Origin of the sequence: Streptomyces nanshensis, assembly GCF_001751255.1 — a bacterium.
GTDB lineage: Bacteria > Actinomycetota > Actinomycetes > Streptomycetales > Streptomycetaceae > Streptomyces > Streptomyces nanshensis_A.
In genome coordinates, this window is sequence record NZ_LJGW01000226.1 from 1 (window position 1) to 15,685 (window position 15,685).

Genomic DNA, 15,685 nt, shown 5'->3' on the forward strand with positions numbered 1-15,685 from the left:
TCTCCGGGGCGGCCCCAGCCGCCGCGCGGATCGGACGTCGCGCCCTCCTCGCCGCTCTCCGCGCGGCCCCACGAGACGCGCTCCTCGCGCTGCCCGGCGAAGCCCGTCTGCTGCGAGGCGTCGGCCTGCCACGCGGATGCGGACTCGGGGCGCCTGCCGTGCAGCCGGCTCGGGTCGTCCCAGTCGATGGCCTCGGGCCCGCCGGCGGTCGCGACCTCGCCGCGCGGGCGCACCTCGGGGAGCGACGCCCCGGCGAAGGAGGAGTCAGGGAAGGAGGACTCGGGGAACGCAGAGTCGGGGAAGGAAGGGTCGGGGAAAGAGGACCCCGGGAGCGGCGACTCGCCCCGTGCCGCCGGGACTTGGGCCTGCGGGCCGCCCTCTGCGCGGGGCTCCTCCTCGTCCAGGAAGACCGGGCCGGTCTCCTCCGCGGGCGCGGGCTCCTCCCGGGTGGGCGGTGTCCGTGCCGCCGAGGCCGCTGCGGCGGACGGCGGTGTGGGCAGCTCCTCGCCCTCCTGCGGTTCGGGGCGGCTGGTGCCGGGGACCCACGAGGAGCCGTTCCAGTAGCGGATGTAGCCGGGGATGGACGGATCCGGATAGAAGCCAGGGGCAGGGTTGCCGCCGGAGGATCCTGAGAGGGGCGCGCTCATAGTGTCCAGATCCCGTATCTGTTCGACGTTGTGTCGTCTTGTGGTGTCCGTGCTACGCAGTTGACCCGCGCGGCGCAACCGTGAAGCGTAGTGTCCACATCTACCAGACAGGGCCGACGACTTGCCCGCCCGAGCCGGGTCGTGGACGGCCCTCCTGCGGAAGAATGGCGCGAACACACGTAACAGGCCACGGCCTGGGCCCTCTTCAGTGCACGCCACGCAGGCTGCGCGACTGATCACGGGATCACGAAAGGGCGGTCCGATGAACCTCGTCGTCGAATGCGAACTCGAGATCCGGCTGGTGCTCTCGCCCGAGCACGGGCTTCCCGTCCACGCGCGCCTGACCTACCGGCCCGGCGATCCCTACGCGGTGCACATCGCCTTCGGCGCCGGTCCGGGTGCGCCCGTCACCTGGACCTTCGCGCGTGAACTGCTGGTCGAGGGCGTCTTCCGGCCGTGCGGCGAGGGCGATGTACGGGTGTGGCCCGCGAAGGTGCAGGGGCGTGACGTGGTCTGTGTGGCGCTCTCCTCCCCCGACGGCGACGCGCTGCTGGAGGCGCCCGCGGCGGCCGTGTCCGGCTGGCTGGAGCGGACGCTGCGCGTGGTGCCCGCCGGCGCGGAGAGCCAAGTGCTGGGCGTGGACGCCGCGTTGGAGGACCTGCTGCGGCAGGAGCACGGCGGCGGGGTGTGTCTGACCGATCCGTCACCGTCGGACGAGGCAGGCGACGCCGAGGTGTGAGGTGATTTTCCCTCCGACGTTCACTCGATCCGATGACGCGCGGAGAGCGTGAACTTCCCTCGGACGGCGCGGAGTTCGCTCCCCCCTGTACGGAGCCGGGCGCGGCCTCGTACGGACCCGGGCGCGGCGGCGGGTCTCCCGTACCGGTTCAGAAGACCTTGCCCGGGTTCAACAGCCCCAGCGGATCGAGGAGTTGCTTGATCCCGCGCTGCATCTCCAGTCCCACCGGGCCGAGTTCGCGCGCCAGCCACTCCCGCTTGAGGACGCCCACACCGTGCTCGCCGGTGATGGTCCCGCCCAACTCCAGGCCCAGCGCCATGATCGCGTCGAACGCCTGGTGCGCGCGGCGCGTCTCGTCCTCGTCGTGCGGGTCGAAGCACACGGTCGGATGGGTGTTGCCGTCGCCCGCGTGTGCGCAGACGCCGATGGTCAGGCCGTACTTCTCGCTGACGGCCGCGGTGCCCTCCAGCATCTCCGCGAGCCTGGTGCGCGGCACGCACACGTCGTCGATCATCGTCGTGCCGGGCAGCGCCTCCAGCGCCCAGTGCACGCTGCGCCGTGCCTGGAGCAGCAGTTCGGACTCGGCGCGCGTCTCGGCCGGTACGACGTGGCTCGCGCCCGCCTCCTCGCACAGCGCACCCACGGCGGCGAGGTCCGCGCCGGGATCGTCGGTGTCGAAGGCAGTGAGCAGCAGCGCCTCGGTGGACTCCGGAAGGCCCATGTCGTTCAGCGCGTTGACGGCCCGCAGCGTCGTACGGTCCATCAGCTCCATCAGCGACGGCACATGGCCGCTCTCCATGATCCGGCTCACCGCGTCCCCGGCGGCCGCGGCCGAGGGGAACTCGGCGGCCAGTGCGAGCTGTTGCGGCGGTTTCGGCTTCAGCGCGAGCACGGCCCGTACGACGATGCCGAGGGTGCCCTCGGAGCCGGTGAACAGCCGCGTCATGTCGTAGCCGGCGACGCCCTTGGCCGTGCGGCGGCCCGTGGACATCAGCCGTCCGTCGGCGAGCACCACGTCGAGCCCGAGCACGTACTCGGCCGTGACGCCGTACTTCACACAGCACAGACCGCCCGCCGCCGTGCCGATGTTGCCGCCGATCGTGCACTGCTCCCAACTGCTGGGATCCGGCGGGTAATGCAGGCCGTGCTCCTCGACGGCGCGGGAGAGCGCGGCGTTGACGACGCCCGGTTCGACGACGGCGATGCGGTCGGCGGGGCTGATCTCCAGGATCCGGTCCATGCGGAGCAGGGAGAGCACGATGCACCCGTCGGAGGCGTTGGCGGCGCCCGACAGTCCGGTGCGGGCGCCCTGCGGTACGACGGGCACGCGCAGCGCGGTCGCCGTACGCATCACGTGCTGCACCTCGTCGACGGTGCGGGGCAGCACGACGGCCGCGGGCGTGCCGGCGTCGCAGAAGTCGGCCATGTCGCGGGAGTAGGAGCCGGTCACGTCGGGGTCGGTGAGTACGGCGTCCTCGGGCAGGCCGTCCCGCAGCCGCCGGATCAACTCGCTCATGGACTCAGCGTCGCACCTGCCCGCAGCGCCGTGAAGGCGGGGCGGCTGCGGGCGGATGCGTCACGCGCGGGACGCGCAGGACCGGCAGGAGGCGCCCACGTCGGGCGCCTCCGCGCTGCGTCAGTCAGTGTCGGGCAGCAGCCGTCAGAGGTTGCCGCGCTTGTCCTGCTCGCGCTCGATCGCCTCGAAGAGCGCCTTGAAGTTGCCCTTCCCGAAGCCCATCGAGCCGTGCCGCTCGATCATCTCGAAGAAGACGGTCGGACGGTCCTGGACCGGCTTGGTGAAGATCTGCAGCAGGTAGCCGTCCTCGTCGCGGTCGGCGAGGATCTTCAGCTCGCGCAGGGTGTCCAGCGGCACGCGGGTCTCGCCGACCCACTCGCCGAGGGTGTCGTAGTAGGAGTCCGGGGTGTCCAGGAACTGCACGCCGGCCTCGCGCATCGCCCGTACGGTCGCGACGATGTCGTTCGTGGCGAGCGCGATGTGCTGGACGCCGGCGCTGCCGTAGAACTCCAGGTACTCGTCGATCTGGGACTTCTTCTTGCCCACCGCGGGCTCGTTCAGCGGGAACTTCACCTTCCGGTGGCCGTCGGCGACGACCTTCGACATCAGCGCGCTGTACTCGGTCGCGATGTCGTCGCCCACGAACTCCTTCATGTTCGTGAAGCCCATGACGTTGTTGTAGAAGGCCACCCACTCGTCCATGCGGCCGAGTTCGACGTTGCCCACGCAGTGGTCGACGGCCTGGAAGGCGCGCTTGCCGGGTGCGGTGATCGGCTGGGCGGCGGCGTAACCGGGCAGATAGGGGCCGCTGTAGCCGGAGCGCTCGACGAGGGTATGGCGGGTGCTGCCGTAGGTGGCGATGGCGGCCAGCACGACGGTGCCGTGCTCGTCCGTCTCCTCGTGCGGCTCGACGATCCCGGTGGCGCCCTGTGCGACGGCGTAGTCGTAGGCGGCGCGCGCGTCCGGCACCTCGATCGAGAGGTCGATGACTCCGTCGCCGTGCGCGGCGACGTGCTCCGTCAGGAAGCGGCCCCAGTCGGTCGAGGGCTTGACGACGGAGGTGAGGACGAACCGGGCGCTGCCCGATTCGAGCACGTACGACGCGGTCTCGCGGGTGCCGTTCTCCGGTCCGGAGTAGGCGACGAGCTTCATGCCGAACGCCGTCGAGTAGTAGTGGGCTGCCTGCTTGGCGTTGCCGACGGCGAAGACGACCGCATCCATCCCCTTGACCGGGAACGGGTCGGCCTGCCGGGCGTCCTCGTGAGATGTCACGGCGGGGGTCGCGCTGGTTGTCTCAGTCATGACTTGAGGGTCCCGCCGTTCCACAAGGTGCGCAATACTTCGCGTCATCACTGGTCACCTTGTCCAGTGGCACCGGCGGACGGCCGGACGATCTGTACAAGGTGCGCAGCACTCGTACCGACACTCACCGATCGGACCGACGCTCACCGAAGGGGACGCCATGGGGATAGACCGGCTCGACGGACGGCTGCTCGAACTGCTCGCGGACGAACCGAGGATCGGCGTGCTGGAGGCGTCCCGCCGGCTCGGCGTGGCCCGCGGCACCGTGCAGGCCCGGCTGGAGCGCCTCAAGTCCGGCGGGGTCATCCGCGGTTTCGGGCCCGACGTGGACCCGGCGGCGATCGGCTACCCCGTCACCGCGTTCGCGACGCTGGAGATCAAGCAGGGGCAGGGCGCGGACGTACGGGCGCATCTGGCCTCCGTACCGGAGGTGCTGGAGCTGCACACGACGACGGGGCACGGGGACATGCTCTGCCGGCTCGTCGCGCGGTCCAACGCGGATCTCCAGCGGGTGATCGACCGCGTCGTGGGGTTCGAGGGCATCGTGCGCGCCTCGACGGCCATCGTCATGGAGAACCCGGTGCCGCTGCGGATCGTCCCGCTGGTGCGCCAGGCCGCGCAGGCCGCCGACGTACCCGGCGGCGAAGTCGCGGGCGGCGGCGGGCCGTTGTGAACTCGTAACGCGTTGATCCGGCCACCGTGGGCAAAAGAGCACGCGTCGCGGTTGAACGGCAGATGAACGGCGTCGCACGGAGCAGACCGGAGCGGAGCGCCGGCCGTCGGCATCGCGGCTCGGACGGAACGGACGGAGAAGCTGTGACGACGCGAGGGGTACCCAAGTGAGCTTCTGGGAGTATCTCGGCAACCGCCACGTCCAGTTGCTGGCGGACACGCTCCAGCACGCGAGCGCGGTCCTCCAGTGCATGGTCGTGGCGACCGTCCTGGGCGTCGCCGTCGGCGTGCTGACCTACCGCAGCGAGTGGGCCGGCGATCTGGCCACCACGGCCGGGGCGACGATCCTGACCGTGCCGTCGCTGGCGCTGATCGGCCTGCTGATCCCGCTCGTCGGGCTGGGGGTGGCGCCGACCGTCATCGCGCTGGTCCTGTACGGGCTGCTGCCCATCGTGCGCAACGCGATCGTGGGGCTGCGCGGCGTGGACCCGGCGCTGATCGACGCGGCGCGGGGCATCGGGATGTCCCGCGTACGGCAGTTGGTGAAGGTCGAACTGCCGCTGGCCTGGCCGCCGATCCTCACCGGCATCCGCGTCTCGACGCAGATGCTCATGGGCATCGCCGCGATCGCCGCCTTCGCCTCCGGGCCCGGCCTGGGCAACTCCATCTTCCGCGGCGTGGCCTCGCTCGGCAGCGCCAACGCCCTCAACCAAGTGCTCGCCGGGACTCTCGGCATCGTCGTGCTCGCCCTGCTCTTCGACGCCGCGTACGTGGTCGTCGGACGCCTGACCACCCCGAGGGGGATACGTGCCTGAGACATCCGCAGCGTCCGGTTCCGGGACGACGCAGCACCACGAGACGGACGGACGGACCGGCGGGGAGGAGCGGCCGGGCACAGCGGGCGCCGCCGCCGCGGGGAACGCCGGCGCCACGGGCGCGACCGGCGCGACGATCCGTCTGGAGGGCCTGACCAAGCGCTATCCCGGCGGCTCGGGTCCCGCCGTCGACGACGTCAGCCTGGAGATCAAGGCGGGCGAGACCGTCGTCCTGGTCGGCCCCTCGGGCTGCGGCAAGTCGACGCTGCTGAAGATGATCAACCGGCTGATCGAGCCGACGTCGGGCCGTATCCGCATCGACGACGAGGACGTCACCGGCATCGACGGCGTGAAGCTGCGCCGTACGATCGGCTACGCGATCCAGTCCTCCGGGCTCTTCCCGCACATGACGGTCGCCCAGAACATCGCCCAGGTGCCGAAGATGCTGGGCTGGCCGAAGGCGAAGATCAAGGCACGCGTGGCCGAGATGCTCGACCTGGTGGGCCTCGACCCCGCCGAGTTCCAGGGCCGCTACCCGCGCAGGCTCTCCGGCGGACAGCAGCAACGCGTCGGCGTGGCACGGGCGTTGGCGGCCGATCCGCCCGTACTGCTGATGGACGAGCCCTTCGGCGCCGTCGACCCGATCACACGCGACCACCTCCAGGACGAACTGATACGGCTCCAGCACGAGTTGCGCAAGACGATCGTCTTCGTCACGCACGACTTCGACGAGGCCATCAAGCTGGGCGACCGCATCGCCGTACTGCGCGAGCAGTCGCACATCGCCCAGTTCGACACCCCGGAAGCCATCCTCACCAACCCCGCGGACGACTTCGTCTCGGGCTTCGTGGGCGCGGGCGCGGCGCTCAAGCGCCTCAACCTCACGCGCGTACGGGACGTGGCGGTCGTCGACGTGCCGACCGCGACCGTCGACGAACCCGTCGAGCGCATCTCGGAGTTGCTCGGCACCGGCACGACGAACGAGGTGCTGCTGCTCGACCCCAGGAAACGCCCGTACAAGTGGCTGCGGCGGGGCGATCTCACGCACGCCAAGGGCTCGTTGGCGCGCGCGGGGACGCTCGTGAACGACACCGTCACCCGTGACGCCACGCTGCGCGACGCACTGGAAGCGGTGCTCACCGACAGCGGCGGACGCGTCGCGGTGACGGGCAGGCGCGGCGAGTACACGGGCGTCGTCGATCTGGAGACGCTGATGAACTGCGTGCACGAACTCCTCGACGCCGACCGGCTGGAGGCCATCGAGCACCGGCACAGCGTGAGCGACGGGCGGGCCCGGCGCACGTACGCGGCGACGGAGGGCCTGTCGTCGTGAGCGGGAGCGAGACGGAGGAGACGAAGGACGGGACGAGGGACGGGACGGCGGACGAGCAGGGGCCGGAGGGGACGGCCGCGGGGACGGCGACGGCCACCGCGACCGCCGGCGACCCGGCGGCCGACCCCGCGACGGACCCGGCGAACTCGGCGGCCCCGGCTTCGGACTCGGCGGCAGGCCCCGCCGCATCCGCCGAACTGGCCGCCGGCGAACGGCTCCGCGACCGGCTCACCTGGCAGAAGCTGACGGTCCTGCCCGGCGTGCTCGCGCTCGTACTGCTCGGCACCTGGCTGTGGTTCCGCGACGCCCAACTCGACACGATCACGCGCAACGCCCTCGCGGGCGACATCGTCCTGCTGCGGCTGCGCGACCACGTCCAGATGACCGCGATCTCCACGTTCTTCGTGCTGATCATCGCGATACCGCTGGGCATCGCCCTGACCCGCCCGCTGCTGCGCCGGGCGACGCCCGTCGCCATGAGCTTCGCCAACCTGGGCCAGGCCGTGCCCTCGCTCGGGCTGCTGGTGCTGCTGGTGTTCTGGCTCAACATCGGCCAGAACACCGCGGTCATCGGCATGGTCGTCTACGCGGTGCTGCCGGTGCTGGCCAACACCATCACCGGGCTGCGCAACATCGACCCCGGGCTGACGGAGGCCGCCAAGGGCATCGGGATGTCCTCGCTCGGCGTGCTGACCAAGGTCGAACTGCCGCTCGCCGTACCGCTGATCCTCGCGGGCGTCCGCAACGCCCTCGTCCTCAACGTCGGCACGGCCACGCTCGCCACCTTCATCGGCGGCGGCGGCCTCGGCGACCTGATCGCCTCCGGCATCACCACCCAGCGGATGCCGGTGCTGATGCTCGGGTCGATCCTCACGGTCGCCCTGGCCCTGCTGGTCGACTGGCTGGCCTCACTCGTCGAACTTGTGCTGCGCCCGCGCGGCTTGGAGGGAACGTCCTGATGCGCAGGTCCGGTCGTACGCAGGCACTCGCCGCCGCCACGGCGGCCCTGGCCCTGACGGCGACGCTGAGCGGCTGCGGCCTGGTCAGCGGCAGCCCCATGGCCGACAAGGTGCAGCCGGGGACGGTGGGCGCCGGTCAGCCCCTGAAGGGTGCCCGACTGACCGTCACGTCCAAGGAGTTCACCGAGCAGATCATCCTCGGCAAGGTGATGGGGCTGGTCTTCCGCGCCGCGGGCGCCGAGGTGGTGGACCGTACCGCCGTACAGGGCTCCATCGGTGCCCGCTCGGCCGTCGAGACCGGCACGGCGGACGGCATGTACGAGTACACCGGCACGTCCTGGATCACCTACCTCGGCCACACCAAGCCGGTGCCCGACCCGAGGAAGCAGTGGGAGACCGTACGCAAGGAGGACCGGGCCAAGGGCCTCACCTGGCTGGAGCCCTCCGAGCTCGACAACACCTACGCGCTCGTCATCAACGACAGGCTCCAGAAGAAGTACGGCATCAAGACCCTCTCCGACGTGGCCGAGTTCTCCCGTAAGAACCCCAACGAGGCGAGCGTCTGCGTGGACAACGAGTTCGCCGCCCGCCAGGACGGGCTGAAGGGCATGGCGAAGAAGTACGGCATGCGCTTCCCCTCCGGACAGACGCACAAGATGGCCGGCGGCGTCGTCTACACACAGACCGCGAAGGGCAAGCCGTGCGTCTTCGGCGAGGTCGCCGCGACCGACGGACGCATCCCGGCGCTGAATCTGAAGCTCCTGGAGGACGACAAGAAGTTCTTCCCGAACTACAACGTCGCACCGGAGATCAACAGCCGGACGCTGAAGGAGCATCCGGAGATCGCGAAGCTGCTGGCGCCCATCACGAAGGCGCTGAACAACAAGATGGCGCAGAAGCTCAACGCGAAGGTGGACGTGGAGGGCCAGGACCCGCACGACGTCGCCAAGGACTGGCTGGTCAAGGAGGGCTTCGTCAAGGCGGGTTGAGGCGTGGGCCGCGGGGCGCCCCGGTGGCCGGCGGTGCGCCCCGGCGCACGGACGCGTGCCGTCACGCGGGGGCGGCCGTCAGCAACTCGGCACGCTGCCACCGCTCTTGAGCGCCTTCAGCGCCTTCACCGCGCCCTTGAGCGTGTCGACGGGCACCAGCCGCAGCCCCTTCGGCCGGTCCGCGTGCGCGTCGCCGCACTCGGCGCGCGGCACGAGGAAGACGCTCGCGCCGTCCCGCTTGGCCGCCTTCGTCTTCAGCGGCACCCCGCCGACGGGACCGACCCTGCCGTCCGCCGTGATCGTGCCCGTCCCGGCGATCACTCGGCCGCCGGTCAGGCCCCCGTCGCCCGAACCCGCGGCGCCGCCGCCGAGCTTGTCGATGATGCCGAGCGAGAAGAACAGCCCGGCGCTGGGGCCGCCCACGTCCGCCAGGCGCAGCGAAACCCGTACGTCACGCGGCGACTTGTGCAGTTCGCGCAGCGCCGCCTTGATCGCCGCCTGCTGTGACGCGCGCATCTCGCCCCGGTTGTGCTCCTCGATCTCGCCGGTGGTCTCGCCCACCGGGTAGACCGCCTCGGTGGGCATGGCCGCGCGGTCCGTACGGAACCAGCTCTCCAGGACCTGCGGCAGCCGTACGGTCGCACCGGGCGGCGTCGCGGCGATCGTCGTCATCAGCAGCTTGCCCTCGCGGGACCCGGTCGTACGGGCCTGCTCCCCGGAGACCGTGATGACGGGCTTGTCCTTGCTGTCGCCGATGACGTCCGCGGTCAGTCCCGGCTGCGCCAGCGCGAACGGCAGCGGCGCGAGCGCCGTCACCGCGAGCAGCGCGGCCGTCGGCACGGCGCACACGAGCAGCGTGCGCCTGCGGGGGCCGAGCCGCGCGGGAAGAAGACGCCTGCCGATACGGGAGAGCGCTGAGGAACGGGTCGCCGGTGTGTCCACCCCGGCAACCTAGCAATCCCGCGGGGCCGTTGACCTCGGGTGGGTCAGCGCAGCGCGTCCGCCACCTCCTGTGCGGCGCGGACCACGCGCTCTCCGACCTGGGGCGGCACCGAGTCCGTCAGCATCACCACGCCCACGCTGCCCTCGATGCCGGTCACGCCCCGCACCGGGGCCGCGGCACCGCCGGCGCCCGCCTCCAACTCGCCGTGTGTGAGCACGAATCCGGGGCCCAGCTCCTCGTCGGGACGGCGGCCCGCGAGGATCGCCCGGCCGGCCGCGCCCTTGTCGAGGGGGTGGCGGAAGCCGGTGCGGTAGGCGACGTGGTAGTCCGTCCAGCTCGGTTCGACCACCGCGACCGCGAGGGCGTCCGTACCGTCCACCAGGGTCAGATGCGCCGTCGCCCCGACCTCCTCGGCCAGCGACCGCAGCGCGGGCAGCGCCGCCTCCCGTACGAGCGGATGCACCTGACGTCCCAGCCGCAGCACCCCCAGCCCGACGCGGGCCCGTCCGCCCACGTCGCGCCGTACGAGGGAGTGCTGCTCCAGCGTGGCGAGCAGCCGGTAGACGACGGTCCGGTTGACGCCGAGCTTGTTGGACAGCTCCGTCACGGTCAGCCCGTGGTCGGTGTCGGCGAGCAGCTTGAGGACACGAAGTCCACGGTCGAGCGTCTGAGAGGTCTCCGCAGTCACGGACGCGCTCCTCTCCTCAAGTCGGTGGGGGGGCGGCGGCACCGGGCGGGAGCGCGGCCATGGGTATCGCCAGGGGGCGGCTCGTGGGGGTCCGGCGTGGGCCACGCCGCAGCCGGCCGCGGCCGACGGGGAGGGGATCACGCTGTGGCCTTGCAACTTAGCGACCGTCTCCGCTGACCGGAAGAGTGCGTCCAGAATCCGGTCACGCCGCGGACCGCCCGTACCGCACGGAAGCGGACCTTACGGGCGTTCCGATCGGTACGGGCGGGACGTACAGGTGTGACGTACGGGTGTGAAGTGCGGCCGTGCGGTGCGGCGCTGGGGCGGTGGGCGGCAGGGCGCGAGGGCGGTATCCCTCGGAGTCCCTCAGATGACGCCCTGCGCGAGCATCGCGTCGGCGACCAGCTCGAACCCGGCGATGTTCGCGCCCGCCACGTAGTTGCCGTCCTGCCCGTACCGGGCGGCCGTCTCATGGCAGGTGTCGTGGATGTGCCGCATGATCTCCGCGAGCCGCTCCTCGGTGTGCGCGAACGTCCACGAGTCGCGCGAGGCGTTCTGCTGCATCTCCAGCGCACTGGTGGCGACGCCGCCGGCGTTGGCCGCCTTGCCCGGACCGAACGCCGTGCCGCTCTTCCGGAAGACGGTCACGCCCTCCGGCGTCGTCGGCATGTTGGCGCCCTCGGCCACGGCCTTGACCCCGTTCCGTACGAGCCGTTCGGCGTCCCGTTCGTCCAGCTCGTTCTGCGTCGCACAGGGCAGCGCCACGTCGCAGTCGACGCCCCACACGCTCTCGCCCTCGACGAACCGGGCGCTGGGGCCGCGGCGCTCGGCGTACTCGGAGACCCGGCCCCGCTCGATCTCCTTGATCTGCTTGAGGAGTTCGACGTCGAGGCCCTTCTCGTCGACCACGAAACCGCCGGAGTCGGAGCACGTCACCACGGTGGCGCCCAACTGCTGTGCCTTCTCGGCCGCGTAGATCGCGACGTTGCCCGAGCCCGAGAGCGCGACCCGCTGCCCGGCCAGCTCCTCGCCGCGGGAGCGCAGCATCTCGTTCGTGAAGAGCACACAGCCGTAGCCCGTCGCCTCCCTGCGCGCGCGGGCACCGCCCCAGCCCAGGCCCTTGCCGGTCAGGACGCCCGACTCGTAGCGGTTGGTGATGCGCTTGTACTGCCCGAAGAGATAGCCGATCTCCCGCCCGCCGACGCCGATGTCCCCCGCCGGCACGTCCGTGTACTCGCCGAGGTGCCGGTACATCTCCGTCATGAACGACTGGCAGAAACGCATCACTTCGCCGTCGGAGCGGTTCTTGGGGTCGAAGTCGCTGCCGCCCTTGCCGCCGCCGATGGGCATGCCGGTCAGGGCGTTCTTGAAGACCTGCTCGAAGCCGAGGAACTTCATGATCCCGACGTTCACGGACGGATGGAACCGCAGCCCGCCCTTGTACGGGCCGAGCGCGCTGTTGAACTCCACACGGAAGCCCCGGTTGATCTGCACCACGCCCGCGTCGTCGACCCAGGGCACCCGGAAGATCAACTGCCGCTCGGGCTCGCAGAGCCGCTCGATTATGCGGGCCTGCTGGAGCTCCGGCTTACGGGCGAAGACGGGGCCCAGCGAGTCGAAGACCTCGCGCACCGCCTGGTGGAACTCGTCGTCCCCGGCGTTGCGCCGCAGCACCTCGCGGTAGAGCGGCTCCAGGACACCGGTTTCCGAGCCGTTGCGCGCAGAGGACATTTCGAGCGATTCTCCTTTTCCGGGTGCGGCGATCTTTTCGATCGTACGTTCCCGGTACATCCACCTCCGCTCGGGGCGGCCTCCCGGCCCGGTCACGGGCCTCCGCCCCACGGGCACGGAGTCGCGGGCGCCCCCGTCGCGTGGGGTCACCGCATGCGCGTCACTTCATGCGCGTCGCCCACTCCCGCACCTTCGCGATCCGCTGCTCGATCTGCCCCGCCGTCGCCTCCGCGCTCGGCGGCCCCCCGCACACGCGCCGCAGCTCGTTGTGGATCACACCGTGCGGCTTGCCGCTCTGGTGCGCGTACGCACCGACGAGCCCGTTCAACTGCTTGCGCAGCTCCAGCAGTTCCTTGTGCGTGACGACGGGACGCCGTTCCGCGGGCATCTCCAGGAGGTCGGCCTCGGCGTCCGGCTTCTTCCGGCTGTGCGCGATCTGCCGTGCCTGCCGCTTCTGCAGCAGCGTCTGCACCTGCTCCGGCTCCAGCAGTCCGGGGATGCCGAGGTAGTCCTGCTCCTCGTCGCTGCCGGGGTGCGCCTGCATGCCGAACTCGGCGCCGTCGTACATGACCCGGTCGAAGACCGCGTCCGACTCCAGTGCCTCGAAGGGCAGTTGGTCCTGTTCGCCGGTGTCCTCGTCCTGCTCCCGCTCGGCCTCCTTGAGCAGGTCGGCCTCCTCGGCGTACGGGTCGTCCTCGGCGGCCTTCTTCGGCTTGTCCAGGACGTGGTCGCGCTCGACCTCCATCTCGTGCGCGTAGGTCATCAGCGCGGGGATGGTCGGCACGAAGACCGACGCGGTCTCGCCGCGCCGCCGCGACCGTACGAAACGTCCCACGGCCTGGGCGAAGAACAGCGGTGTGGAGACCGTCGTGGCGTAGACGCCGACCGCGAGACGCGGCACGTCGACGCCCTCGGAGACCATGCGGACCGCGACCATCCAACGGTCGCCGGAGGAACGGAAGTCCTCGATGCGCTGCGAGGCGCCGGTGTCGTCGGACAGGACGAGCGTGGCCGGCGAGCCGGTGACCTGGCGCAGCAGCTTCGCGTACGCGCGTGCCGAGTCCTGGTCGCTGGCGATCACCAGTCCACCCGCGTCCGGGACGGCCTTGCGCACCTCGCTCAGCCGGTGGTCGGCCGACCGCAGCACGGACGGGATCCACTCGCCGTGCGGGTCGAGGGCCGTGCGCCACGCCTGGGAGATCGCGTCCTTGGTCATGGGCTCGCCGAGGCGGGCCTCGATCTCGTCGCCGGACTTGGTGCGCCAGCGCATGTTGCCGCTGTAGGAGAGGAAGATGACGGGCCGCACGACGCCGTCGCCGAGCGCGTTCCCGTAGCCGTAGGTGTAGTCGGCGACGGAACGCCGCACTCCGTCGGCGTCCTCGGCGTACTCCACGAACGGGATCGGGTTGGTGTCGGAACGGAACGGGGTGCCGGTGAGCGCGAGCCGCCGGGTCGCGGGCTCGAACGCCTCCTGGCACGCCTCGCCCCAGGAGCGGCTGTCCCCGGCGTGGTGGATCTCGTCGAGGATGACGAGGGTCTTGCGCTGCTCGACGCGGTTGCGGTGCAGCATCGGGCGCACGCCCACGCCCGCGTACGTCACGGCGACGCCGTGGTACTCCTTGCTGACCGGGCCCGCGCTGTAGTCCGGGTCGAGCTTGATGCCGATGCGCGCCGCGGCCTCCGCCCACTGCTTCTTCAGATGCTCGGTCGGCGCGACGACGGTCACCTGCTGTACGACGTGGTGGTGGAGCAGCCAGGAGGCGAGCGTCAGCGCGAACGTCGTCTTGCCGGCGCCCGGGGTGGCGACGGCGAGGAAGTCCCGTGGCTGCTGCTGGAGATACGCGTCCATCGCCGCCTGCTGCCAGGCGCGCAGCTTGCCGGCCGTGCCCCAGGGGGCGCGGCCGGGGAAGGCGGGCGACAGGTGGTGGCTGGTGGAGGAAGTGCTGGAAGTCACGGTCTCCGGGGGGTCGTTGGCGTGGTCTCGCGTGGTCGTCCGCGGCGTGGCCCGGCGCACGGATCCGCGTCGCGGGTACGCGTCACGGGTCCGCGTCGTCGCCGGCTCCGCGCCGCGTCGGCGCGAGGCCGGTTCAGCCTACCGGCGGCCGGTCACGGGCCTCGGCGGGGAGTCCGCTTTCGCCGGATTGCCGGGCAGGGAGCGAAAGTTGGGCGCGGGAGTTGGGCGCGGGAGCCGGGGCGCGAGGGTGCGGCCGGCCCGCTCACGTGGTCAGCAGCACGCCCGCGTACGAAACCCCCGCGATGACGACCCACGAGCACAGCCCGAGTGCGGCCACCCTGCTGCCCGTACGCGCGAGCGTCGGCAGATGGACGGCGCTGCCGAGCCCGAACAAGGCCGCGGCCAGGAGGACTTCCTGCACGGTGCCCGCGAGGCCGAGCGCACCGCCGGGCAGCCAACCCGTCGTACGGACGGCGACCATCAGCAGGAACCCGGCGACGAACAGCGGCAGCAGCGGCGGGCGGCGCCCCTCGGCCACGGCGTCCGCTCCCTGCACGGCTCCCCGCCCGGCGCGTGACCCGGTGCGCGCCCGTACGGAGACCACCACGGCCGCCACCAGCGGCGCGAGCAGCGCGACGCGCATCAGCTTCACCAGCACCGCCTGGCTCAGCGCATGCTGTCCCGCGGTCTGCGCGGTGGCGACGACCTGCCCGACGTCGTGCACGCCCGCGCCGACCCAGCGCCCGAACTGCCCGGCGTCCAGGCCCAACGGGTGCTGCAACAGGGGCAGTACGGCGATGGCGAGCGTGCCGCACAGCGTGACGAGGGCGACGGACGTGGCGACGTCGCGCTCCTCGCTCTTGCGTACCTCGCTGACGGCGCAGATCGCGGAGGCGCCGCAGATCGAGTAGCCGGTGGCGACGAGCAGCGGCTGGTCGCCGGGGAGGCCGAGCTTCCGGCCGAGCCACAGCGTCCCCGCGAACGTCGCCGCGACGACGGCGAACACCATCGCGACCGTCGCCCAGCCGATGCCGACGATGTCGCCGACGCTCAGCTTCAGCCCGAGCAGCACCACGCCGAGCCGCATCAGCCGCTTGCCCGCGAAGGAGAGTCCGGGCCGGGCCGCACCGTTCACCAGGCCGCGTACGCCCGGGAGATGGGCGACGAGGACGCCGAGGACGACCGCCGCCGTGAGCATCGGGACGGCCGGGACGAGGAGATGCACGCCCTCGGCGGCGGCGACACCGAGCGCGGCGAGCGCGAGTCCGGGCAGCACGCCGGGACCGCGGGCGGGCGGTGCCGCTGTCCGGGACCGGGTGCCCGTTCGGGTACGCGTAGGGGTCCGGGTGCGGGCCCTGGCACCGGCCTGGTCGGCGCGGTCCTCCGCGGAGGCGGCG

General features: G+C 71.6%; 14 protein-coding genes. 6 read left to right on the plus strand and 8 right to left on the minus strand.

Annotated features, from left to right (window positions below; all coding sequences use genetic code 11):
• Positions 1-647, minus strand: a 647-nt coding sequence (locus AN218_RS13120; RefSeq protein WP_141747561.1) for a DUF2510 domain-containing protein, incomplete at its 3' end; no start/stop codon positions are given.
• A gap of 262 nt (positions 648-909) precedes the next feature.
• Here AN218_RS13120 and AN218_RS13125 point away from each other — a divergent pair.
• Entirely contained in the window at positions 910-1,386 is a 477-nt protein-coding gene (locus AN218_RS13125) for an SsgA family sporulation/cell division regulator (protein ID WP_070017023.1), read from the plus strand.
• A gap of 148 nt (positions 1,387-1,534) precedes the next feature.
• On the opposite strand, the gene AN218_RS13130 is transcribed toward AN218_RS13125, so the two are convergent.
• Entirely contained in the window at positions 1,535-2,902 is a 1,368-nt protein-coding gene (locus AN218_RS13130) for an FAD-binding oxidoreductase (RefSeq protein WP_070017024.1), read from the minus strand.
• A gap of 144 nt (positions 2,903-3,046) precedes the next feature.
• Entirely contained in the window at positions 3,047-4,204 is a 1,158-nt protein-coding gene (gene hppD / locus AN218_RS13135; RefSeq protein WP_070017025.1) for a 4-hydroxyphenylpyruvate dioxygenase, read from the minus strand.
• A gap of 160 nt (positions 4,205-4,364) precedes the next feature.
• Between hppD and AN218_RS13140 the strand changes: the two genes are divergently transcribed.
• The 5 genes from AN218_RS13140 to AN218_RS13160 all read left to right on the plus strand — a co-directional run bounded on the left by AN218_RS13140 (position 4,365) and on the right by AN218_RS13160 (position 8,972).
• Entirely contained in the window at positions 4,365-4,877 is a 513-nt protein-coding gene (locus tag AN218_RS13140) for an Lrp/AsnC family transcriptional regulator (protein ID WP_070017026.1), read from the plus strand.
• Between the two features lie 166 nt (positions 4,878-5,043).
• On the plus strand, positions 5,044-5,691 hold the full coding sequence (locus AN218_RS13145) for an ABC transporter permease (protein WP_070017027.1): 648 nt from the start codon (positions 5,044-5,046) through the stop codon (positions 5,689-5,691).
• A gap of 136 nt (positions 5,692-5,827) precedes the next feature.
• Positions 5,828-7,024, plus strand: coding sequence for an ABC transporter ATP-binding protein (locus tag AN218_RS13150; protein ID WP_070017032.1), 1,197 nt, complete (start codon positions 5,828-5,830; stop codon positions 7,022-7,024).
• A 197-nt stretch (positions 7,025-7,221) separates the two neighbouring features.
• Positions 7,222-7,983 carry an ABC transporter permease gene (locus AN218_RS13155; protein WP_070017033.1) on the plus strand — a complete coding sequence of 254 codons (762 nt, stop codon included), beginning with the start codon at positions 7,222-7,224 and terminating at the stop codon, positions 7,981-7,983.
• The gene (locus AN218_RS13160) at positions 7,983-8,972 is read left to right on the plus strand and encodes a glycine betaine ABC transporter substrate-binding protein (protein ID WP_070017028.1); all 990 of its coding nucleotides are present in this window, start codon (positions 7,983-7,985) and stop codon (positions 8,970-8,972) included. Before AN218_RS13155 ends, AN218_RS13160 begins: the two co-directional genes overlap by 1 nt.
• 78 nt (positions 8,973-9,050) lie before the next feature.
• Here the strand turns inward: AN218_RS13160 and AN218_RS13165 are convergent, their stop codons facing one another.
• The 5 genes from AN218_RS13165 to AN218_RS13185 form a co-directional block, all read right to left on the minus strand.
• On the minus strand, positions 9,051-9,875 hold the full coding sequence (locus AN218_RS13165) for a S16 family serine protease (RefSeq protein ID WP_070017034.1): 825 nt from the start codon (positions 9,873-9,875) through the stop codon (positions 9,051-9,053).
• A gap of 83 nt (positions 9,876-9,958) precedes the next feature.
• Positions 9,959-10,603 carry an IclR family transcriptional regulator gene (locus tag AN218_RS13170; protein ID WP_070017029.1) on the minus strand — a complete coding sequence of 215 codons (645 nt, stop codon included), beginning with the start codon at positions 10,601-10,603 and terminating at the stop codon, positions 9,959-9,961.
• Positions 10,604-10,969: 366 nt separating this feature from the next.
• Positions 10,970-12,334, minus strand: coding sequence for an NADP-specific glutamate dehydrogenase (gene gdhA, locus AN218_RS13175; protein ID WP_070017030.1), 1,365 nt, complete (start codon positions 12,332-12,334; stop codon positions 10,970-10,972).
• 160 nt (positions 12,335-12,494) lie between these two features.
• A complete protein-coding gene (locus tag AN218_RS13180; protein WP_070017031.1) occupies positions 12,495-14,288 on the minus strand; it encodes a DEAD/DEAH box helicase in 1,794 nt (597 codons plus the stop codon).
• Positions 14,289-14,550: 262 nt separating this feature from the next.
• A partial coding sequence (locus AN218_RS13185) for a YeiH family protein (protein WP_420855968.1) occupies positions 14,551-15,685 on the minus strand: 1,135 nt, incomplete at its 5' end.